The sequence below is a fragment of the Streptomyces sp. AC627_RSS907 genome (genome assembly GCF_019049165.1).
In genome coordinates this window covers 1-18,818 of sequence record NZ_JAGMUE010000004.1, presented here as the reverse complement: position 1 = coordinate 18,818, position 18,818 = coordinate 1, and the positions used below count along the sequence as shown (strand labels likewise).

Annotated in this window: 17 protein-coding genes and 1 pseudogene; 9 read left to right on the top strand and 9 right to left on the bottom strand. The window is 72.2% G+C overall.

The annotated features are described in order from the left end of the window. Positions 1 to 103 precede the first annotated feature (103 nt). On the bottom strand, positions 104 to 2,962 hold the full coding sequence (locus tag KUM32_RS00555) for an FAD-binding and (Fe-S)-binding domain-containing protein (protein ID WP_217139718.1): 2,859 nt from the start codon (positions 2,960 to 2,962) through the stop codon (positions 104 to 106). A gap of 109 nt (positions 2,963 to 3,071) precedes the next feature. On the opposite strand from KUM32_RS00555, the gene serC reads away from it, so the two are divergent. Then, entirely contained in the window at positions 3,072 to 4,190 is a 1,119-nt protein-coding gene (gene serC / locus KUM32_RS00550; protein ID WP_217139717.1) for a phosphoserine transaminase, read from the top strand. Positions 4,191 to 4,265: 75 nt separating this feature from the next. Here the strand turns inward: serC and KUM32_RS00545 are convergent, their stop codons facing one another. Together KUM32_RS00545 and KUM32_RS00540 are read right to left on the bottom strand one after the other, a co-directional pair. Continuing rightward, positions 4,266 to 5,090 (bottom strand): ABC transporter permease, encoded by an 825-nt coding sequence (locus KUM32_RS00545; protein ID WP_217139716.1) that lies wholly within the window; start codon positions 5,088 to 5,090, stop codon positions 4,266 to 4,268. Beyond that, positions 5,087 to 6,091: an ATP-binding cassette domain-containing protein gene (locus KUM32_RS00540; protein ID WP_217139715.1), complete on the bottom strand. Its 1,005-nt coding sequence runs from the start codon at positions 6,089 to 6,091 to the stop codon at positions 5,087 to 5,089. The genes KUM32_RS00545 and KUM32_RS00540 overlap by 4 nt, the downstream gene beginning before the upstream one ends. Positions 6,092 to 6,180: 89 nt before the next feature. On the opposite strand from KUM32_RS00540, the gene KUM32_RS00535 reads away from it, so the two are divergent. Then, positions 6,181 to 7,047 (top strand): TetR/AcrR family transcriptional regulator, encoded by an 867-nt coding sequence (locus KUM32_RS00535; RefSeq protein ID WP_217139714.1) that lies wholly within the window; start codon positions 6,181 to 6,183, stop codon positions 7,045 to 7,047. On the opposite strand, the gene KUM32_RS00530 is transcribed toward KUM32_RS00535, so the two are convergent. Next, positions 7,021 to 8,010 carry a WD40 repeat domain-containing protein gene (locus tag KUM32_RS00530; protein WP_217139713.1) on the bottom strand — a complete coding sequence of 330 codons (990 nt, stop codon included), beginning with the start codon at positions 8,008 to 8,010 and terminating at the stop codon, positions 7,021 to 7,023. The genes KUM32_RS00535 and KUM32_RS00530 overlap by 27 nt on opposite strands. 88 nt (positions 8,011 to 8,098) lie before the next feature. On the opposite strand from KUM32_RS00530, the gene KUM32_RS00525 reads away from it, so the two are divergent. Next, positions 8,099 to 8,779 (top strand): SGNH/GDSL hydrolase family protein, encoded by a 681-nt coding sequence (locus tag KUM32_RS00525; RefSeq protein WP_217139712.1) that lies wholly within the window; start codon positions 8,099 to 8,101, stop codon positions 8,777 to 8,779. On the opposite strand, the gene KUM32_RS00520 is transcribed toward KUM32_RS00525, so the two are convergent. After that, positions 8,761 to 9,516, bottom strand: coding sequence for an aminoglycoside adenylyltransferase family protein (locus KUM32_RS00520; protein ID WP_217139711.1), 756 nt, complete (start codon positions 9,514 to 9,516; stop codon positions 8,761 to 8,763). The two genes, KUM32_RS00525 and KUM32_RS00520, sit on opposite strands and share 19 nt — an antisense overlap. A 32-nt stretch (positions 9,517 to 9,548) precedes the next feature. Here KUM32_RS00520 and KUM32_RS00515 point away from each other — a divergent pair. Further along, positions 9,549 to 9,860: pseudogene (locus tag KUM32_RS00515) on the top strand (Uma2 family endonuclease); the annotation flags it as partial. Between the two features lie 52 nt (positions 9,861 to 9,912). After that, complete coding sequence (locus KUM32_RS00510; RefSeq protein ID WP_217139709.1) at positions 9,913 to 10,905, top strand: aldo/keto reductase; 993 nt, start codon at positions 9,913 to 9,915, stop codon at positions 10,903 to 10,905. Between the two features lie 159 nt (positions 10,906 to 11,064). On the opposite strand, the gene thpR is transcribed toward KUM32_RS00510, so the two are convergent. Continuing rightward, positions 11,065 to 11,637, bottom strand: a complete 573-nt coding sequence (gene thpR, locus KUM32_RS00505) for an RNA 2',3'-cyclic phosphodiesterase (RefSeq protein WP_217139708.1) — start codon at positions 11,635 to 11,637, stop codon at positions 11,065 to 11,067. A 32-nt stretch (positions 11,638 to 11,669) separates the two neighbouring features. On the opposite strand from thpR, the gene KUM32_RS00500 reads away from it, so the two are divergent. Continuing rightward, complete coding sequence (locus tag KUM32_RS00500; protein WP_217139707.1) at positions 11,670 to 11,846, top strand: hypothetical protein; 177 nt, start codon at positions 11,670 to 11,672, stop codon at positions 11,844 to 11,846. A 12-nt stretch (positions 11,847 to 11,858) separates the two neighbouring features. Here KUM32_RS00500 and KUM32_RS00495 read toward each other — a convergent pair whose 3' ends face one another. Continuing rightward, positions 11,859 to 13,238, bottom strand: coding sequence for an MFS transporter (locus KUM32_RS00495; protein WP_217139706.1), 1,380 nt, complete (start codon positions 13,236 to 13,238; stop codon positions 11,859 to 11,861). A 27-nt stretch (positions 13,239 to 13,265) separates the two neighbouring features. Further along, positions 13,266 to 13,703, bottom strand: a complete 438-nt coding sequence (locus KUM32_RS00490) for a MarR family winged helix-turn-helix transcriptional regulator (protein ID WP_217139705.1) — start codon at positions 13,701 to 13,703, stop codon at positions 13,266 to 13,268. Between the two features lie 155 nt (positions 13,704 to 13,858). Between KUM32_RS00490 and KUM32_RS00485 the strand changes: the two genes are divergently transcribed. After that, positions 13,859 to 14,041: a BrnA antitoxin family protein gene (locus KUM32_RS00485; RefSeq protein ID WP_217139704.1), complete on the top strand. Its 183-nt coding sequence runs from the start codon at positions 13,859 to 13,861 to the stop codon at positions 14,039 to 14,041. 7 nt (positions 14,042 to 14,048) lie between these two features. On the opposite strand, the gene KUM32_RS00480 is transcribed toward KUM32_RS00485, so the two are convergent. Beyond that, positions 14,049 to 15,506: an NCS2 family permease gene (locus KUM32_RS00480; protein ID WP_217139703.1), complete on the bottom strand. Its 1,458-nt coding sequence runs from the start codon at positions 15,504 to 15,506 to the stop codon at positions 14,049 to 14,051. Positions 15,507 to 15,685: 179 nt separating this feature from the next. On the opposite strand from KUM32_RS00480, the gene KUM32_RS00475 reads away from it, so the two are divergent. Further along, on the top strand, positions 15,686 to 15,937 hold the full coding sequence (locus KUM32_RS00475) for a DUF2530 domain-containing protein (protein WP_217139702.1): 252 nt from the start codon (positions 15,686 to 15,688) through the stop codon (positions 15,935 to 15,937). 304 nt (positions 15,938 to 16,241) lie between these two features. Then, on the top strand, positions 16,242 to 18,635 hold the full coding sequence (locus KUM32_RS00470; protein WP_217139701.1) for an HAD-IC family P-type ATPase: 2,394 nt from the start codon (positions 16,242 to 16,244) through the stop codon (positions 18,633 to 18,635). The last annotated feature ends 183 nt before the right edge of the window (positions 18,636 to 18,818 follow it).

The following is an 18,818-nucleotide window of genomic DNA, read 5'->3' as shown; positions in this document are numbered from 1 at the left end:
TCCGCCTTCCGGTGTTCTCTTCCGTTGGACAAGGAGCACGCTAGGGACCATCGAGGTCAGTTGGTGTCCTAGATCTCGAAGGGCAGGGGGGCGGACCGCCCGTTCACTCCCCCAGCCCCTCCGCCAGCACCTCCGCCAGATGCCGCCCCCGCACCCCGCCCAGCTGCTCCAGCTGCGTCCGGCACGAGAAGCCGTCCGCCAGGACCACCGCCCCGTCCGGCGCCTCGCGCACCGCCGGGAGCAGCCGGTCCTCGGCGCAGGCGACCGACACCTCGTAGTGACCGGCCTCGAAACCGAAGTTGCCCGCGAGGCCGCAGCAGCCGCCGCTCAGCTCACCGGTGAGGCCGGCGGCGGCCCGCAGGCGGCGGTCGGCCGCGTCACCCAGGACCGCGTGCTGGTGGCAGTGGGTCTGGCCGGTGACCGGGCGGTCCACGGCGGGCGGGGCCCAGTCGGGGGCATGCCGCTCCAGCACCTCCGCGAAGGTGAGCACCCGCCCGGCGAGTCGGGCCGCGCGCGGATCGTCGTGCAGCAGCTCCGGCAGGTCCGTGCGCAGGGCGGCGGCGCAGCTCGGCTCCAGGACGACGACCGGCGCGGACGTCTCCAGCACCGGTGCCATCAGGTCCAGCGTGCGGCGCAGCAGCGCGCGGGCGCGGTCCAGCTGGCCCGTGGAGACGTACGTGAGGCCGCAGCAGACGCGGCCCCGGCGGGCAGCCAGCAGCGCGGTCGCCGACGTCGAGGCGCCGTCCCCGACGGCCCGCCCCCGCAGCGTCGGCGGCAGCACCACCCGCAGCCCCGCCGCCTCCAGCACCCGTACCGCCGCCCGGCCCACGGACGGAGACAGGTACTCGGTGAAGGTGTCGGGCCAGAGCACCACCAGGTCGCCGGACCGCCCGGCAGCCGGACGCCGCCCGCGCCACCACCGGCTGAACGTCTCCCCCGCCAGCCGCGGCACCTCCCGCTCGCCCGCGATCCCGCCCAGCCGCTTCACCACCGCCACCAACGGCCCCGATCCGGCCAGCAGGTTGACGACCGGAGCCACACGCGCCCGCGCCACCCAGCGCAGCCACACCGGCAGCCACCCCATCGCGTAGTGGGCGGCCGGGCGGCGCCGGCCCGCGTAGTGATGGTGCAGGAACTCCGCCTTGTACGTGGCCATGTCGACCTCGACCGGGCAGTCGGAGCGGCAGCCCTTGCAGGACAGGCACAGGTCGAGGGCGTCCCGGACCTCCGTGGAGCGCCAGCCGCCGGCCACCAGTTCACCGGCGAGCATCTCGTGCAGCAGCCGCGCGCGCCCGCGCGTGGAATGCTGCTCCTCCCCCGTCGCCCGGAACGACGGACACATCACCCCGGAGCCGGACACCGACGTCGTACGGCACTTGGCGACCCCGACGCAGCGCCGCACCGCCGCCGAGAAGTCGCCGCCGTCGGACGGATAGCCGAACACCACGTCCACCGGCTCGCGCGGCAGGACGGAGAAGCGCAGGTTCGCGTCGAGCGGCGCCGGGCGGACCAGCATCCCCGGGTTGAGGAGGTCGTCCGGGTCCCAGACGGCCTTCGCGCGCTCGAAGACGGCGACCATCTCCTCGCCGTACATCCGCGGCAGCAGCTCCGCCCGCGCCTGCCCGTCCCCGTGCTCCCCGGACAGCGACCCGCCGTGCGCCACGACCAGGTCGGCCAGCTCCTGCGAGAAGCGGCGGAAACGGGCGACCCCGGCGTCCGTCAGCAGGTCGAAGTCGATGCGTACGTGGATGCAGCCGTCCCCGAAGTGCCCGTACGGCGTCCCGCGCAGACCGTGGGCGGTCAGCAGCTCCCGGAAGTCCCGCAGGTACCCGCCGAGCCGGGCCGGGGGCACCGCGCAGTCCTCCCAGCCGGGCCACGCCTCCGAACCGTCCGGCATCCGCGTCGCCGTGCCGCTCGCGTCCTCCCGGATCCGCCACAGCGCCCGCTGCCCGGCCGGGTCGGCCACCACCAGGGCGTCGACGGCGTCGGCCGCCCGCACGACCGCCTCCGCACCCGCCCGTGCCTCCGCCTCCGACTCACCGCCGGTCTCCACGAACAGCCAGGCCCCGCCCCGTGGCAGGCCGGCCACGGACGCGGACGGCACCAGGTCCACCGCCATGCCCTCCACCGTCAGCGGCCCGAGCGGCAGCAGACCGGCCGCCGCCTGAGCCGCCGCGGCCTCGTCGGCGTACCCGAGGACCGCCAGCGCACGCGCACGCGGCGCCTCGACCAGGCGGACCACCGCCTCGGTCACCACACCCAGCGTGCCCTCCGAACCGCAGAAGGAGCGGGCCACGTCCGCGCCCCGCTCCGGCAGCAGCGCGTCCAACGCGTAGCCGGAGATACGGCGGGGCAACTCCGGAAAGCCGGTGCGCAGCCGCGCCAACTCGCCCTCCGCCAGCTCCCGCAGCCCCTCCGGCGCTCCCGCCCACCCCTGCCCGGGCCGCAGCCGCCGACCGCGCGCGGTGAGCACCGCCAGCTCGCGCACGCTGTCCGCCGTCGTGCCCCACGCCACCGAGTGGGAGCCGCACGAGTTGTTGCCGATCATCCCGCCGAGCGTGCACCGGCTGTGGGTGGAGGGGTCGGGGCCGAAACGCAGGCCGTGCGGGGCGGCGGCCTCCTGGAGACGGTCCAGGACCAGGCCCGGCTGGACGACCGCCGTACGCGCCTCCGGATCGAGTGAGACCAGCCGGTTCATGTGCCGGGTGAAGTCCAGGACGACCCCCGTGCCCGTCGCCTGCCCCGCGATCGACGTGCCGCCGCCCCGCGCCACGACCGGCACCCCGTGCGCCCGGCACACCTCCAGCACGGCCGCCACGTCGTCGGCGTCCGCCGGCGCCACCACACCCAGCGGGACCCGCCGGTAGTTGGACGCGTCCATGGTGGTCAGTGCCCGTGAGGTGACGTCGAAGCCGACCTCGCCCCGGACGGCCTTCCGCAGTGCTGCCTCCAGATCGGTCATGCGTCCAGGATGGCTTCGTAGCTCACTACAGGTCCGTAGGGCGGAGACTCTCGTCTCATCGGACGGACATGTCCCCGTCCGGTTTCGCCGAGGAGATACCCTCCGGCTCGTGGCTGAGATCCAGATTCCTGCTGACATCAAGCCCGCGGACGGTCGATTCGGCGCGGGTCCCTCCAAGGTGCGGGTGGAGGCGCTGGACGCCCTGGCCGCCACCGGCACGTCCCTCCTCGGCACCTCCCACCGCCAGGCGCCCGTCAAGAACCTGGTCGGCAAGGTCCGCGAGGGCATCCGCGAGCTGTTCCAGCTCCCCGACGGCTACGAGGTGGTCCTCGGCAACGGCGGCTCCACCGCGTTCTGGGACATCGCGACCCACGGCCTGATCGAGAACAAGTCACAGCACCTCACCTTCGGCGAGTTCTCCTCCAAGTTCGCCAAGGCGGCCAAGCTCGCCCCCTGGCTGGCCGAGCCGACCGTCGTCTCCTCCGACCCGGGCACGCACCCCGAGGCGCGGGCCGAGGCCGGCGTGGACGTGTACGCGTTCACCCACAACGAGACCTCCACCGGCGTCGCCATGCCCATCAAGCGCGTCACCGGCGCGGACGAGGGCTCCCTCGTCCTGGTCGACGCCACCTCCGGCGCCGGCGGCCTGCCCGTGGACATCGCCGAGACCGACGTCTACTACTTCGCCCCGCAGAAATCCTTCGCCGCCGACGGCGGCCTGTGGATCGGCGTCTTCTCCCCGGCCGCCATCGAGCGCGCCGAGCGGATCCACGCGTCCGGCCGGCACGTCCCGGAGTTCTTCTCGCTGCCGACCGCGATCGACAACTCGCGCAAGAACCAGACGTACAACACCCCGGCGCTCGCCACCCTGTTCCTGCTGGGCGAACAGCTGGAGTGGATGAACGGCCAGGGCGGCCTGGACTTCACCACCGCCCGCACCAAGGACTCCTCGTCCCGCCTGTACGCCTGGGCGGAGGAGGCCAAGTACGCCACCCCGTTCGTCTCGGACCCGTCCAAGCGGTCCCAGGTCATCGGCACCATCGACTTCTCCGACGACATCGATGCCGCCGCCGTCGCCAAGGTGCTGCGCGCCAACGGCATCGTCGACACCGAGCCGTACCGCAAGCTCGGCCGCAACCAGCTGCGCGTCGCGATGTTCCCGGCGATCGACCCGGCGGACGTCGAGGCGCTGACCACGTGCGTCGACTACGTGATCGAGAAGCTCTAGCAGTCTTCGGTACGACGACGAGGGGCGCCCGGCGGACACCGGGCGCCCCTCGTCGTCGTCCCACCACTGTCGCTGCTACCGGCTGAGCCGCTGGAACCGGCGCACCGCGAGCGGCAGGAAGACCGCCGTGAGGATCACCGGCCACACGCCCGCCATCAGCAGCGCGTGCTGCTCGACCCACGAGTCGCCCCCGCCGACCGGCGTGCCGAACAGCTCGCGGGCGGCGGCGGCCGTGGAGGAGATCGGGTTCCAGGCGGCCACCCAGCCCAGCCAGTCGGGCATGAGCTGGGGGGCGACGAAGATGCTGGAGATCATCGTCAGCGGGAAGGCCACCGCGAACAGGCCGCCGGCCGCCTCCGGGTTCGGGACCAGGAGCCCCAGCCACACGCCGATCCAGATCAGCGCGAACCGGAGCCACAGCAGCAGCCCGAACGCGGCCAGGAAGCCCCAGCCGCCGTCCGGCCGCCAGCCCATGGCCAGTGCCGTCAGCATCATGATCGCCAGCTCGGCGCAGGCGACCACGAGGTCGGTCACCCCGCGCCCCGCCACCACCGCGGAGGAGGCCATCGGCATGGAACGGAACCGGTCGATGACGCCCTTGGTGGAGTCGTGGACGACGAGGGTCGCGGTGTTGATGAAGCCGAACGCCATGGTCATCGCGAACATGCCCGGCATCAGGAAGTCCTTGTAGTCCCCGCCGCCCGGCACGGTCATCGCGCTGCCGAAGACATAGCCGTACAGGAGGACGGACAGGATCGGGAAGCCGAGCTGCCAGGCGATGTTGACGGGCTGGCGCCGGTAGTGGGTCAGGCCGCGGCGGACGATGTTGCCGCAGTCGGCGAGCAGCCAGTACAGCCGTCCGTGCTCGCGCGTGCCCGGCGCCAGGTCGAGTGCGCTCATGCCGCCGCCTCCTTCTCCGTACGGTCCGTGCGTTCCGTGCGTTCCGTGTCCAGTCGGTCCGTACGGTGGCCGGTCAGGCGCAGGAACACGTCGTCGAGGCTCGGCCTGCGCAGCCCGATGTCCTCCACGGCGACGCCCTCGTCCTGGAGACTGCGCGCCACCTCGGTCAGCGCGGCCACCCGGTCGGTGACCGGGGCGTGCACGCGCAGCGCCACCTCGTCGGCCTCGGGTTCACCGTCGCAGACGCGGGCGACCGTCTTCACCACCCTCGGTATCTCGCTCCGGTCGGCGACCACGACCTCGATGCGGTCGCCGCCGACCAGGTTCTTCAGCCCGTCCGGGGTGTCGTCGGCGATGGCCCTGCCCTGGTCGATGACGGTGATGCGGGAGGCCAGCTTGTCGGCCTCCTCCAGGTACTGCGTGGTCAGCAGCACGGTCGTGCCACTCGCCACCAGCGCCCGCACGGAGTCCCACACCTCGCCGCGGCTGCGCGGGTCGAGGCCCGTCGTCGGCTCGTCCAGGAACAGCACGGACGGGGCGAGGATCATCGACGCGGCGAGGTCGAGGCGGCGCCGCATGCCCCCGCTGTACTTGCCGACGCCCCGGTCGGCGGCGTCGGTCAGGTCGAACTGCTCCAGCAGCTCGGCCGCGCGGGCCCGGGCCCGCCTGCCGCCCAGGTGGAACAGGCGTCCGAACATCTCCAGGTTCTGGCGGCCGGTGAGCACCTCGTCCACGGCCGCGTACTGCCCGGTGAGGCCGATCCGCGCCCGCACCTCGCGCGCCTGCCGGGCGACGTCCCGGCCGGCCACCTCGGCCCGTCCCCCGTCCATCCGGACGAGCGTGGACAGGATGCGCACGGCGGTGGTCTTGCCCGCGCCGTTCGGCCCCAGCAGGCCGTGCACCGTGCCCTCGCGGACGGCCAGGTCGAAGCCGTCGAGGGCGTGTTTGCCGCCGTACCGCTTGCGCAGACCCTCGGCCCGTACCGCGTGTCCGTCGCTCATGGGTCCCCCTTTCACTCACAACCGAGTACACCGTACCCGATTACGCGTACGCCGTACTCAGTTTTTGTCGGCGGAACTAAACTGCCCTCATGGCAAGCGGTACGGAGACCAGCGGCAGCGGTGACATCGGCCGCACCCTCGACCTGTTGTGGGACACCGGCCGGCGGCCCAGCCGGGGGCCCAAACCGGGTCTGACGCTGGAGCGGATCGTGGACGCCGCCGTCGAGGTCGCGGACCGGGAAGGACTCGGCGCGGTCTCGATGCGCCGCATCGCCACCGAACTGGGCACCGGCACGATGTCCCTGTACCGCTACGTCCCCGGCAAGGGCGAGCTGATCGACCTGATGCTGGACCGCGTGCAGCGCCCGTCCGAGAACCCCGGTGACGGCGGCGGCGACGGCGGTGGTGACGGCGGCGGCGACAGCAGTGACGGCGGTGACGACGGCGGCTGGCGCTCGGCGCTGGAGGCCCTCGGCCGCGCCACCCTCGCCCTCTACCGTCGCCACACCTGGCTGCTGGAGGTCAACCAGTCCCGCCCCATCCTCGGCCCGTCCGCCCTGGAGGGCATGGAGAAGGTGCTCACGCGGATCAGGCCGATGGGCCTGACCGACCCCGAACTGCTGTCGGCGATCATCATGGTCGACGGGTACGTCGTCGGCGCCGCCCGCACGCAGGTGTACCAGGAGGAGGCCGAGCGCCGCTCCGGGCTGACGGACGCGCAGTTCTGGGCGGCCCAGCAGCCGGTGCTGGAGAAGGCCATGACCAGCGGCCGCTACCCCGTCCTGGCCTCCCTCTCCGAGGACACCTTCGGCACCGGCTTCGACCACTTCGAGTTCGGCCTGCAGCGCATCCTGGACGGGCTGGAGGTGCTGGTGGCCGCGCGGGACGCGGCGGGCCGTTCCTCCGGCGCGACCGCGCCGGACGTCTGCTCAGCCGCGCCGGAACAGCCGTCGTAGCCCGAAGACGGCGGCGACCGCCACGAGCAGGCCGAGCGCACCGACCTTGAGCGTGTTCCCGCCGGAGCCGTCCTCGTCGGACGCGGCGGCCCCGGTGCCCCCGGACGACTCCTTGTCCCCGCCGGACCCCGCCCCGGGCGCGTCCTCGGCCCGCACCGGGCTCTGGGCGCCCTCCATCCCGAGCAGCAGCTTGGCGCCGTCGGCGGTGTAGGTGACGGACTCGCCCTGCCCCAGGGGCACGCTGATCCGGCCCTTGCGCTGGATCTTCCCGCCGTTCCAGTCGTACCAGATGCCCCCGAGGTAGCCGCGCACGGCGAGTCGCTCGCCGTCCGGGGAGAACGCGGCGTCGGTGGCCCAGAGGTCGACGGCGGCGCCGCGCCGGAAGACGTTGGTGCCGGACGCGGAGAGCTTCGCGGGCCCCTCGTACAGGTGCCCGCCCTCCTCCTTCTTGTCGATGAGGTAGACCCGCCCGGTCTTCGGGTGGACGACCATCGACTCGGCGTCGCGGGCGCCGTCCGCGTACTTCACGACGTACTGGGTGGCCTTGACCGTCTGGTCCTTGAGCTCCTTCGGCTCGGGCAGCTCGTAGATCCACACGTGCGGCCAGGTGCCGCCGAGGTTGTCCCCGATGTCGCCGACGAAGATCCGGTCGCCCGGCCCGACGGAGATCGCCTCGACGTCACGGGGCGTGCCGATGCCGGAGAGCGTGACGCGGGCGACGGTCTCGCCGGTCGCGCCGTCCACGGCGTACAGGTACGGCCCGGTGTCCTGGTCGTTGTGCGTCCAGTAGACGCCGGGGTGCCGGCGGGAGGCGGCGAGCCCGCTGGACTCGGTGATGCGCGGGTCCTTGATGGTGAACCCCCCGGACCCGGCGACCCCGTCGTCCCCGTCGGCGGCGGAGGCGGGCACGGCGAACGCGCCCACGAGAAGGGCCGAGGCGAGGAGGGCGAAGGGTCGACGCATGCCCCAAGACTGCCATCCCGCCCGGCCGTTCATTTTAGGTGGTCGGTCTCACATCGCGCCACCCGGGCCGGTCGACCATGATGAGCGGATGCTCAGGTTCATGTTCGTCGGTGACTCCATGACGATCGGGAGCGCCGGCGAACACACGTGGCGCTACCGGCTGTGGCAGCACCTGCGCGCCTCGTACGGCCGTCCCTTCACGTTCGTCGGCCCGCGCGAGACCCTGCACGACCAGGTCACGGACGCCCCCACCTCGTACGCCTACGCCGACCCCGCCTTCCCCCGCGCCCACCTGGCCGGCTGGGGCGAGGGCTGGCACCACATGGCCCCGCTGATTGGCGAGGCGGTGCGCGCCCACCGCGCCGACGTGCTCCTGGTCTCCCTCGGCCTGATCGACCTCGGCTTCTACACCAACCCGGAGCAGACCGCCGACAACGTCCGCTCCTTCGTGGCCGGGGCCCGGTCGGCGAACCCGCGGGTCCGCATCGCCGTCCTGCCGGTGATCACGAACGTCCGGGTGCAGGCCGACACGTCCTTCGCCGACCAGGTCCACCGCTTCAACGACCTCCTGGCGAAGACGGCCGCCGACCTCGACGCCCCGGGCTCCCCGCTCCTCCTCGTCCCGCAGCCCCCGGCGTACGACTTCCACACGGACACCTACGACGGCACCCACCCCAACGAGAGCGGCGAGCACCGGATCGCGGGGGCCTTCGCGGACGCGCTGCACGAGGAGTGGGGGCTGGGCGGGCCCTACTCCGCCGCCGCGTAGGCCGCCCGGATCGCCCGGACCAGGCGGTCGGCGCAGGGCCGCACGCCATCACCCCAGTGCTCCTCCGCCAGCCCCAGGTAGACGGCGCGGGCGTGGGCCACCGGCGGGCGGTGGGCGGCCGGCAGGCGCGCGAGGGCCCAGTCGGCCGCCGCGTCCTTGGAGCGGATGTCGCCGGTGGCGAGCGTGCTCCAGATCCGGGCGAGGGTGAGCAGGACGTTGCGGGTGTCCAACTCCAGCTCGGCCAGGAGCCCCGGCACCCCGGCGACGATCGCGCGCCGCAGGTCCCCGTGCGGAACGGGGTCGAGGAGGGCGGCCGGGGGCGGGCCGTACAGCGGGGTGTCGGCGCGCAGCGCCATCGTCAGGAGCGGGGCGAGGTCGGGATCGTCCTCCGGCCCGGGCACGTGGCCGCGTTCGCAGGCGTCGCGCAGCCACTCGCCGTAGAGGTAGTCCCGGCGGGGCGGGTACCGCCAGGGCCGGACGTCGTCCCGCACGACGACGATCAGCTCGACGGGGCGGCGCCCCGCACCGCCGGACACCTTCAACAACCCTTCCGTGAGTGCGGCGCGTCGCGCGTGCGTCGTGGGGTTCCGCACGACGACGAGGAGATCCAGGTCGCTGTACGGGCGCAGGCCGCCGAGGGTCGCGGAGCCGTGCGCGTAGACGCCGAGCACCTCGTGGTCACCGAGGTGGCGCCGGACGAGAGCGACGAGGTGGTCGGTGCGGTCCCGCTCTGGCATATGCGCGTTCTCCCGTGTCCTGGTCACCGTGCGTATCGTTTGTACCGCGCGGCTGCTCCCGCCCGTGCGACGGCCGGCGCTACCAGGACGTCGAGTTCGTGGCCGAGGTCGTCTCCCAGGGGACGGCCGCCAACGACTACGGCCCCAAGAAGCCGGCTTACGCCGCCGCCGAGGTCCCCCTCTGCCTCATCGCCGACCCGTACCAGGGCAGGTGCCACATCTTCACGCACCCCGGGGACGGCGACTGCACGACCGGGACCAAGGTCGCCTTCGGACAGGACCTGGACCTCACCGGCACCGTCCTCGGCCTCACGCTCCCCACCGCCGGCTTCCCCCGCGACTGACCGACCGCACCCGCTTGCCTGGAGCGCACTCCAAGCCGTTGGCTTGGACACCATGGAGTACACGCAGCTCGGACGCACAGGACTCAAGGTCAGCCGACTCGTCCTCGGGACCATGAACTTCGGTCCGCAGACCGACGAGGCCGACAGTCACGCGATCATGGACGCGGCGCTGGACGCCGGCGTCAACTTCTTCGACACCGCCAACGTGTACGGCTGGGGCGAGAACAAGGGCCGTACCGAGGAGATCATCGGCAACTGGTTCGCCAAGGGCGGCGACCGGCGCGACAAGGTGGTCCTCGCCACCAAGGTGTACGGCAACATGGGCGCCGACGGCGAGGCGTGGCCCAACCACGACAAGCTGTCCGCGGTGAACATCCGCCGGGCCGTCGACGCCAGCCTGAAGCGGCTGCGGACGGACCACATCGACCTGTACCAGTTCCACCACATCGACCGCGCCACCGGCTTCGACGAGATCTGGCAGGCCATCGACGTACTGGTCCAGCAGGGCAAGGTCCTGTACGCCGGGTCATCGAACTTCCCCGGATACAAGATCGCCCAGGCCAACGAGGCCGCCGCCCGGCGCGGCGGCACCATCGGCCTGGTGAGCGAGCAGTGCCTCTACAACCTGGCCGAGCGCCGCGCCGAGATGGAGGTCATCCCGGCCGCGCAGGACTACGGCCTCGGCGTCATCCCCTGGTCGCCGCTGCACGGCGGGCTGCTCGGCGGCGTCATCAAGAAGGAGGTCCAGGGCGGACGACGCGCCTCCGGACGGGCGGCCGACACCCTGGCCGACCCCGCGAAGCGGGCGCAGGTCCAGGCCTACGAGGACCTGCTCGACAAGCACGGCGTCGAGCCGGGCGAGGCCGCGCTGGCCTGGCTGCTGACGCGGCCCGGCGTCACCGGCCCGATCGTGGGTCCGCGCACCGCCGAGCAGCTCGCGTCGGCGCTGCGGGCCGTGGAGCTGGAGCTCTCGGACGAGCTGCTGGGCGGGCTGGACGAGATCTTCCCGGGGACGGGTCCCTCCCCGGAGGCGTTCGCCTGGTGACACCCGCGGGGATCGCGGGGATCGCGGGGTACGCAGGGGTCTGAGGTGGCCGGCGGCCTTCGGCTAACCGAGCGCCGCCGCCACCGCCACCACCACGAGCATCAGCACGAGCACACCGGCCATGATCCGGTTACGGGTCTTCGGGTCCACGCCCCGAGCCTAACCGGAGGCGCCGAGCGGCCAGCGGGCGACCGCCTCGTAGCGGGGCTGTTCGCCCGGCACTCCGGAGGCCGGCAGGTTGCTGCGCACCAGTGCCAGGTCCGTCACGGTCCAGGTGGGGCCGGCGAAGGCGGCCAGCGCGTCGACGTACGGCCGGACCTCGAACGCCGCCCGGCTGCGGGCCAGCGTCAGGTGGGGGGTGTAGCGCCGGTGCTCCCCCATCGGGATCCCCGCCTTGCGCGCCGCCGCCTCGGCGCGGTCGGCCAGCAGCCGCAGGGTCGCGAGATCACCCTCCGCGCCCGCCCACAACGCCCGCCCGTGCCCGAACTGGCCTCCCCCGCGCAGCGCCAGCTCGAAGGAGGCCGTGCGGTGCGCGGCACGCTCCAGGCGGGCCGACAGGCCGGGGACGAGGCCGTCGTCGACCTCGCCGTAGAAGGCGAGCGTGAAGTGCCAGCCGGGGCGGCCGGTCCAGCGCAGCCGGTCCGCGCCGGGCAGCCCCCGCAGCGCGGCCACCTCGGCGGCGAGGCCGGCGGTGACGTCCTCGGGGGGCAGTACGGCGGCGAACAGTCTCATGGGGGCCAGTGTCCCCCGGGGAGGAGCGCCGGATGTCCCCCGGCGAGGAGCGCCGGATGTCCCCCGGCGAGGAGCGCCGGACGTCCCCGGCGAGGAGCGCCGGACGTCCCCGGCGAGGAGCGCCGGACGTCCCCCGGCGAGGAGCGCGAGACCCGACCGGCACCGCCGTCGGCCTCGCCCTCAGGACCGACGGCTTCCCCCGCGACTGACCCGGGGCCCGGCTACGCCGCCGGAGCCAGCTCCTCCCGCCGCTCACGCGGCACGAACCGCACCTGAGGGTGTCCCCGGTGCCAGCCGACCGACAACCGCAGGTTGCCGACGCGGGCCAGGACCAGGCCGATCACGAGCGCGGCGGTGGCCGCGACCGCGCCGCCGGCGGCGAAGCCGACCCGGGCACCGTAGGTGTCGGTGACCCAGCCGACGATCGGGGCTCCGACCGGGGAGCCGCCGAGGAAGACCATCATGTACAGGGCCATGACACGGCCGCGCATGGCCGGGTCGGTGGACATCTGGATGCTGGTGTTGGCCGTGACGTTGACGGTCATGCTGAAGACACCGATGGGGATCATCAGCAGCGCGAAGAGCCACAGCCCCGGTGCCGCCGCCGCCACGATCTCCAGGACGCCGAAGGCCAGGGCCGCCGCGATCAGGACGCGCAGCCGGGCCGTGCCGCGCCGGGCGGCGAGCAGGGCACCCGCCAGTGAGCCGACGGCCATGAGGGTGTTGAAGAGGCTGTAGGACCCGGCCCCCGCGTCGAAGACGTCGTCGGCGAAGGCGGACAGGAACACCGGGAAGTTGAAACCGAAGGTGCCGATGAACCCGACCAGGGTGATCGTCCAGATCAGTTCGGGGCGGCCCGCGACGTAGTGCAGGCCCTCGCGCAGCTGTCCCTTGCCGCGCGGGGCGCGCTGGACGGCGTGCAGCTCGCGGGCGCGCATCAGCAGCAGGCAGCTCAGCGGCGCGACGAAGGACAGGCCGTTGGCGAGGAACGCCCAGCCGGTGCCCACCCCGGTGATCATCAGACCGGCGACGGCGGGGCCGACCAGTCGGGCGGACTGGAAGTTGGCCGAATTGAGGCTGACCGCGTTCTGGAGCTGGTCCCGGCCGACCAGCTCGGCGACGAAGGACTGGCGGGCCGGGTTGTCGACGACGGTGGCCAGGCCCATCGCGAAGGCGGCGACGTAGACGTGCCAGACCTCGACGTGGCCGGACAGGGTGAGGGCGGCGAGGGCGAGCGCGGTCAGGGCCATCGCGGACTGGGTGACCAGCAGCGTGGGCCGCTTGCGCAGGCGGTCGACGAGGACGCCCCCGTAGAGGCCGAAGAGGAGCATCGGCAGGAACTGCAGGGCCGTGGTGATACCGACGGCGGCCGAGGAACCGGTGAGGCTGAGCACCAGCCAGTCCTGGGCGATGCGCTGCATCCAGGTGCCGATGTTGGAGACGACCTGCCCCAGGAAGAACAGGCGGTAGTTCCTGACCTTCAGGGAGGCGAACATCGACGTCCTGCGGGGGGCGTCGGGGGCGGTCGGGGCGTCGTGGGCGGTCGGGGCATCGTGGCCGTCAGGTGCGGGGGCGGAAGCTGCTCCGGGTCCCGTACTCAAAAGGGTTCGCCTCCTCGCGAATGCTGCCTACAGGTGTGCGAGCTTCTCCAGCACGGGGGCGGCGGCGCGCAGTTTCGCCCACTCGTCCTCGTCGAGTCCCTCGACCAGCGTGGCCAGGAACGCGTTCCGCTTGCGGCGGCTCTCCTCGAGCATGACCACGGCCTGCTCGGTCTGCGTCACGACCTTCTGGCGCCGGTCCTCGGGGTGCGGCTCCAGCCGGACCAGTCCCTTGGCCTCCAGGAGCGCCACGATGCGGGTCATCGAGGGCGGCTGGACGTGTTCCTTGCGGGCGAGCTCGCCCGGGGTGGCGCTGCCGCAGTTGGACAGGGTGCCGAGCACCGACATCTCGGTGGGGCTGAGCGACTCGTCGACCCGCTGGTGCTTGAGCCGACGGGACAACCGCATCACGGCGGAGCGCAGGGAGTTCACGGCGGCGGCGTCGTCGCCATGCTTGAGGTCCGGCATGTTCCTTAGCGTAACTCATTAGTCTCGCGAAATACCACCGGTCGTCGACCCGTGTGCCCGTGACGCCCGCCACTGAAACTCATGATTCACCCGTACGAGTGAGTCGTTTCCGGAAAACGGAGCAGGACCCGGTCCGCGGGGCGACCCTCGTGCGCATGGGGACCAGCGTGCTCAGCCTGCGGATGGACGGGGAGCTGCTCGACCGGCTCCGGCACCATGCGGCGAAAAGAGGAATGAGCGTCCAGGACTATGTCGTCCGGACGCTCATTCGCAATGACTTCGACGAGCGGTTCCAGTCCGCCGTGGAGGAGACGGACCGGTTCTACGGGGTCACCTGAGCTCCGCTCACGTGAGGCCGAGGGCCGGCATCAGGTAGTAGAAGGCGAACACCGCCGACACCACGTACATCGCGGCGGGAACCCCCCGGCCCCGCCCGGCCGCCAGGCGCAGCACCGAGAAGGTGATGAAGCCCATGCCGATGCCGTTGGTGATCGAGTAGGTGAACGGCATCATCATCATCGTCACGAAGGCCGGGATGGCGATCGTGAAGTCGGACCAGTCGATCTCCCGGATCGAGCCGGACAGGATCAGGAAGCCGACCGCGATCAGCGCCGGGGTGGCCGCCTGGGACGGGACCATCGTGGCGACCGGCGTGAGGAACAGCGCCATGGCGAACAGCGCGCCGGTGACGACGTTCGCGAAGCCGGTGCGCGCGCCCTCGCCGACACCGGCCGTGGACTCCACGAAGCAGGTCGTGGCCGAGGCGGAGCTCGCACCGCCCGCGGCGACCGCGACACCGTCGACGAACAGGACCTTGTTGATGCCGGGCATCTGGCCCTGGGCGTCGGTCAGCTTGGCCTCGTCGCCGACACCCATGATCGTGCCCATCGCGTCGAAGAAGCACGACAGCAGCACGGTGAAGACGAACAGCACGCCGGTCAGGACGCCGACCTTCTCGAACCCGCCGAACAGGCTGACCTCGCCCACCAGCCCGAAGTCGGGCGCGGAGACGGGGTTGCCGGGCCACTTCGGGGTGGTCAGGCCCCAGGAGGGGACGTCGGCGACGGCGTTGATGACCACCGCGACGACGGTCATCACGACGATCGAGATCAGGATGGCGCCCGGGGTCTTGCGGACGATCAGCGCGAGGGTCAGCAGCACGCCGAGGACGAAGACCAGCACCGGCCAGCCGTGCAGGTGACCGCCCGTGCCCAGCCGGAGCGGGACGGTGCTGTGGGCGGCGTCCGGCATACGGGTGATGAACCCGGAGTCGACCAGGCCGACGATCATGACGAACAGGCCGATACCGATGGAGATGGCCTTGCGCAGGCCGTAGGGCACGGCGTTCATCACACGCTCGCGCAGGCCGCTGGCGACCAGCAGCATCACGACGAAACCGGCCAGCACGACCATGCCCATGGCGTCCGGCCAGGACATCCGCGGGGCGAGCTGGAGGGCGACGACGGAGTTCACACCGAGGCCGGCGGCCAGCGCGATCGGGACGTTGCCGATGACGCCCATGAGGAGCGTGGTGAACGCCGCCGTCAGGGCGGTCGCGGTGACCAGCTGACCGTTGTCGAGCTGGTGGCCGTACATGTCCTTCGCGCTGCCCAGGATGATCGGGTTCAGCACGATGATGTACGCCATCGCGAAGAAGGTCGCGAAGCCGCCGCGGACCTCGCGGGGCAGCGTGCTGCCGCGCTCGGAGATCTTGAAGTAGCGGTCGAGGGCGTTCTGCGGGGGCCGCCGGTCTTCGGGCGACTCGGGGGACGGGGGGACCTTGGCGGAGGCCGAGGTGGACATGCGGAACCTCATCACCAACAGGTTCCCCCACGGCCTTGTTGGTGTTTCCTACGAATGAAAGTGGTCAGAGACAAACGGATTCAGTATGAACGTATGAGCCCGAGATCGCTATCTCCGCGCGTAGACCCGCGCGGCGCCGCGCCGCGGGTCCGTCGGCGCCCTCCTCGTAAGCTGTACGCATGACGAAGTGGACACCCACGCACGAGGCGCCGGAGCCCCTGGAGGGCCCCGTGGTTCCGACCATCACCGGCGGCACCGTCCTCTGGTTCGTCCTCTTCCTCGTGCAGCTGCCCTTCTACGGCTGGTTCGACGACCACGGCCACGCCTGGTGGGTGTGGACCTGCCTGGCCGGCGGCGGCCTGGGCCTCATCGGCGTCTGGTACGTCCGCAAGCGCGACGCCGCGATCAAGCGGGCGCGGGACGCGGCGTAGCGCCCGCCCGGCGGACGGCGGAGACGGGGAGCGGCACCCGACGCGGGGGGACGGTGCAGGCGGAGCGCGACAGCCCCCTGCGCGAGGAGCGGCCCCGCGCGGCGTACGGGCGATACGGCGCGGCGTACGGGCAACGGCGCGGCGTACGGGCGACGGCGCGGCGGCGGCAGGGCGCCGCGCGGGGGCTCGCGGTGCGGGGCTCGTAGTACCACGGCATCAAGTGTCGGCGTGGCACTCCTCCCCAGGTCGGATCTTCCGCGTTTTCAGCGAGTGAAGCCCCAAAACCGCACGTACCGTCGAATGCATGACGCATCTCGACGCGGGCGGCCGGCTCGGCTCCTCGCACGCCCTTCCCGTCCCCCCGGCCGCGACCGGACTGACGGCGGCCCAGGTCGCCGAACGGGTCGCACGTGGTGAGGTCAACGACGTACCGGTGCGCAGCAGCCGCTCGGTGGCCGACATCGTCCGCGCCAACGTGTTCACCCGGTTCAACGCGATCATCGGCGTGCTGTGGGTGATCATGCTGTTCGTCGCGCCGATCCAGGACAGCCTGTTCGGCTTCGTGATCCTCGCCAACACCGGCATCGGCATCATCCAGGAGTGGCGGGCGAAGAAGACCCTGGACTCACTGGCGCTGATCGGTGAGATCCGGCCGACGGTGCGCCGGGACGGGACGGCCGCCGAGGTCAGTACGTCGGAGATCGTGCTGGACGACGTCATCGAGACCGGACCCGGGGACAAGATCGTCGTCGACGGGGTCTGCGTCGAGGCGGACGGGCTGGAGATCGACGAGTCGCTGCTGACCGGTGAGGCCGACCCGGTCGTCAAACAGCCCGGGGACGAGGTCATGTCCGGCAGCTTCGTGGTCGCGGGCGGCGGCGCCTTCCGGGCGACCAAGGTGGGGCGCGAGGCGTACGCCGCGCAGCTCGCCGAGGAGGCTTCCCGCTTCACCCTGGTCCAGTCCGAGCTGCGCTCCGGCATCTCCACGATCCTGAAGTACGTCACCTGGATGATGGTGCCGACCGCGATCGGCCTGGTCCTCAGCCAGCTGCTCGCCAAGGACGACGAGCTGGACGACTCGATCGCGCGCACGGTCGGCGGCATCGTCCCCATGGTCCCCGAGGGCCTGGTCCTGCTCACCTCCGTCGCCTTCGCGATCGGCGTCGTCCGGCTCGGCCGGAAGCAGTGCCTCGTCCAGGAGCTGCCCGCCATCGAGGGCCTGGCCCGCGTCGACACCGTCTGCCTGGACAAGACCGGCACCCTCACCGAGGGCGGCATGGACGTCACCGAGCTGCGCACGCTCGACGGCGCCGACGAGACGTACGTCCGCACGGTGCTCGGTGCCCTCGGCGAGTCCGACCCGCGCCCCAACGCCTCCCTGCAGGCGGTCGTCGCGGCCTTCCCGGCGGCCGACAACTGGCGCTGCACCGAGTCCCTGCCCTTCTCCTCCGCCCGCAAGTACAGCGGCGCCGCCTTCAGCGAGGGCGACGGCACCTCCAGTACGTGGCTGCTGGGCGCTCCGGACGTGCTGCTGGCCGAGGACGACCCCGCCCTCGCCGAGACCGTACGGCTCAACGAGCAGGGCCTCAGGGTGCTGCTGCTCGCCCGCGCCGCCCGTGACCTGGACGACCCCGCGGTGGCCGAGGGGGTCACGGCGACCGCCCTGGTCGTCCTGGAGCAGCGGCTGCGCCCGGACGCCGCGGACACCCTGCGCTACTTCGACGAGCAGAACGTCCGGGCCAAGGTCATCTCCGGCGACAACGCGGTGTCGGTCGGCGCGGTCGCCGGCAAGCTCGGTCTGACCGGCGCCACCGTCGACGCGCGCCGGCTCCCCGCGGAGCGCGACGGCATGGCCGAGGCCCTGGACGAGGGCACGGTGTTCGGGCGGGTCACCCCGCAGCAGAAGCGGGACATGGTGGGCGCCCTCCAGTCGCGCGGCCACACGGTCGCCATGACCGGCGACGGCGTGAACGACGTCCTGGCACTGAAGGACGCCGACATCGGCGTGGCGATGGGCTCGGGTTCGGAGGCCACCCGGGCGGTCGCGCAGATCGTGCTGCTCAACAACAGCTTCGCCACCCTGCCGGCGGTGGTCGCCGAAGGGCGCCGGGTGATCGGCAACATCACCCGGGTCGCGACCCTGTTCCTGGTCAAGACCGTGTACTCGGTGCTGCTGGCGATCCTGGTGGTCTGCTCCCAGGTCGAGTACCCGTTCCTGCCCCGCCACCTCACCCTGCTCTCCACCCTCACCATCGGCGTCCCCGCCTTCTTCCTGGCCCTCGCCCCGAACAAGGAACGGGCCAAGCCCCACTTCGTCCGGCGGGTGATGCGGTACGCGATCCCGGGCGGGGTGGTGGCCGCGGCGGCGACCTTCACGACGTACCTCGTCGCCCGGCAGCACTACTCCGGCCCGGGGGCGCTGGACGCGGAGACGAGCGCGGCGACGCTGACGCTGTTCCTGATCTCGATGTGGGTGCTGGCGATCGTCGCCCGCCCCTACACCTGGTGGCGTGTGGGCCTGGTGGCGGCCATGGGCGCGGCCTTCCTGGTGGTGCTGGTGGTGCCGTGGCTGCAGGACTTCTTCGCGCTGAAGCTGGTGGGCGTGACGATGCCGTGGGCCGCCGTCGGCATCGCGGCGGGGGCGGCGGCCGCCCTGGAACTGCTGTGGCGGTGGGTCGACCGCCGCTTCCCGGCCTAGCCGCAATGCCGGTGATTTAGTTTGTGTCTTGTCGGGTGATGGTCGTGGTGTCCGGTGCGGGTGGTGTCCGGTTGCGGTGCTCGGCCCGTTTGAGTGGCCAGTTCGACATCTTGCGTTTGATCACTCTGGGGCAGGTCCGATGACGGCGTGCGGGCAGCAGGCGTTCGATGATCTCAGCCAGGG

Excerpts from the sequence above, each read along its gene's own strand:
- KUM32_RS00520 (WP_217139711.1), bottom strand. The coding sequence starts at position 9,516 with ATGCCAGAGCGGGACCGCACCGACCACCTCGTCGCTCTCGTCCGGCGC.
- KUM32_RS00535 (WP_217139714.1), top strand. The coding sequence starts at position 6,181 with ATGGCAAGCGGTACGGAGACCAGCGGCAGCGGTGACATCGGCCGCACC.
- KUM32_RS00470 (WP_217139701.1), top strand. The coding sequence starts at position 16,242 with ATGACGCATCTCGACGCGGGCGGCCGGCTCGGCTCCTCGCACGCCCTT.
- KUM32_RS00525 (WP_217139712.1), top strand. The coding sequence starts at position 8,099 with ATGCTCAGGTTCATGTTCGTCGGTGACTCCATGACGATCGGGAGCGCC.
- KUM32_RS00500 (WP_217139707.1), top strand. The coding sequence starts at position 11,670 with ATGTCCCCCGGCGAGGAGCGCCGGATGTCCCCCGGCGAGGAGCGCCGG.
- KUM32_RS00545 (WP_217139716.1), bottom strand. The coding sequence starts at position 5,090 with ATGAGCGCACTCGACCTGGCGCCGGGCACGCGCGAGCACGGACGGCTG.
- KUM32_RS00555 (WP_217139718.1), bottom strand. The coding sequence starts at position 2,962 with ATGACCGATCTGGAGGCAGCACTGCGGAAGGCCGTCCGGGGCGAGGTC.
- KUM32_RS00475 (WP_217139702.1), top strand. The coding sequence starts at position 15,686 with ATGACGAAGTGGACACCCACGCACGAGGCGCCGGAGCCCCTGGAGGGC.
- KUM32_RS00530 (WP_217139713.1), bottom strand. The coding sequence starts at position 8,010 with ATGCGTCGACCCTTCGCCCTCCTCGCCTCGGCCCTTCTCGTGGGCGCG.
- KUM32_RS00490 (WP_217139705.1), bottom strand. The coding sequence starts at position 13,703 with ATGCCGGACCTCAAGCATGGCGACGACGCCGCCGCCGTGAACTCCCTG.
- KUM32_RS00510 (WP_217139709.1), top strand. The coding sequence starts at position 9,913 with ATGGAGTACACGCAGCTCGGACGCACAGGACTCAAGGTCAGCCGACTC.
- KUM32_RS00485 (WP_217139704.1), top strand. The coding sequence starts at position 13,859 with ATGGGGACCAGCGTGCTCAGCCTGCGGATGGACGGGGAGCTGCTCGAC.
- KUM32_RS00540 (WP_217139715.1), bottom strand. The coding sequence starts at position 6,091 with ATGAGCGACGGACACGCGGTACGGGCCGAGGGTCTGCGCAAGCGGTAC.
- thpR (WP_217139708.1), bottom strand. The coding sequence starts at position 11,637 with ATGAGACTGTTCGCCGCCGTACTGCCCCCCGAGGACGTCACCGCCGGC.
- KUM32_RS00480 (WP_217139703.1), bottom strand. The coding sequence starts at position 15,506 with ATGTCCACCTCGGCCTCCGCCAAGGTCCCCCCGTCCCCCGAGTCGCCC.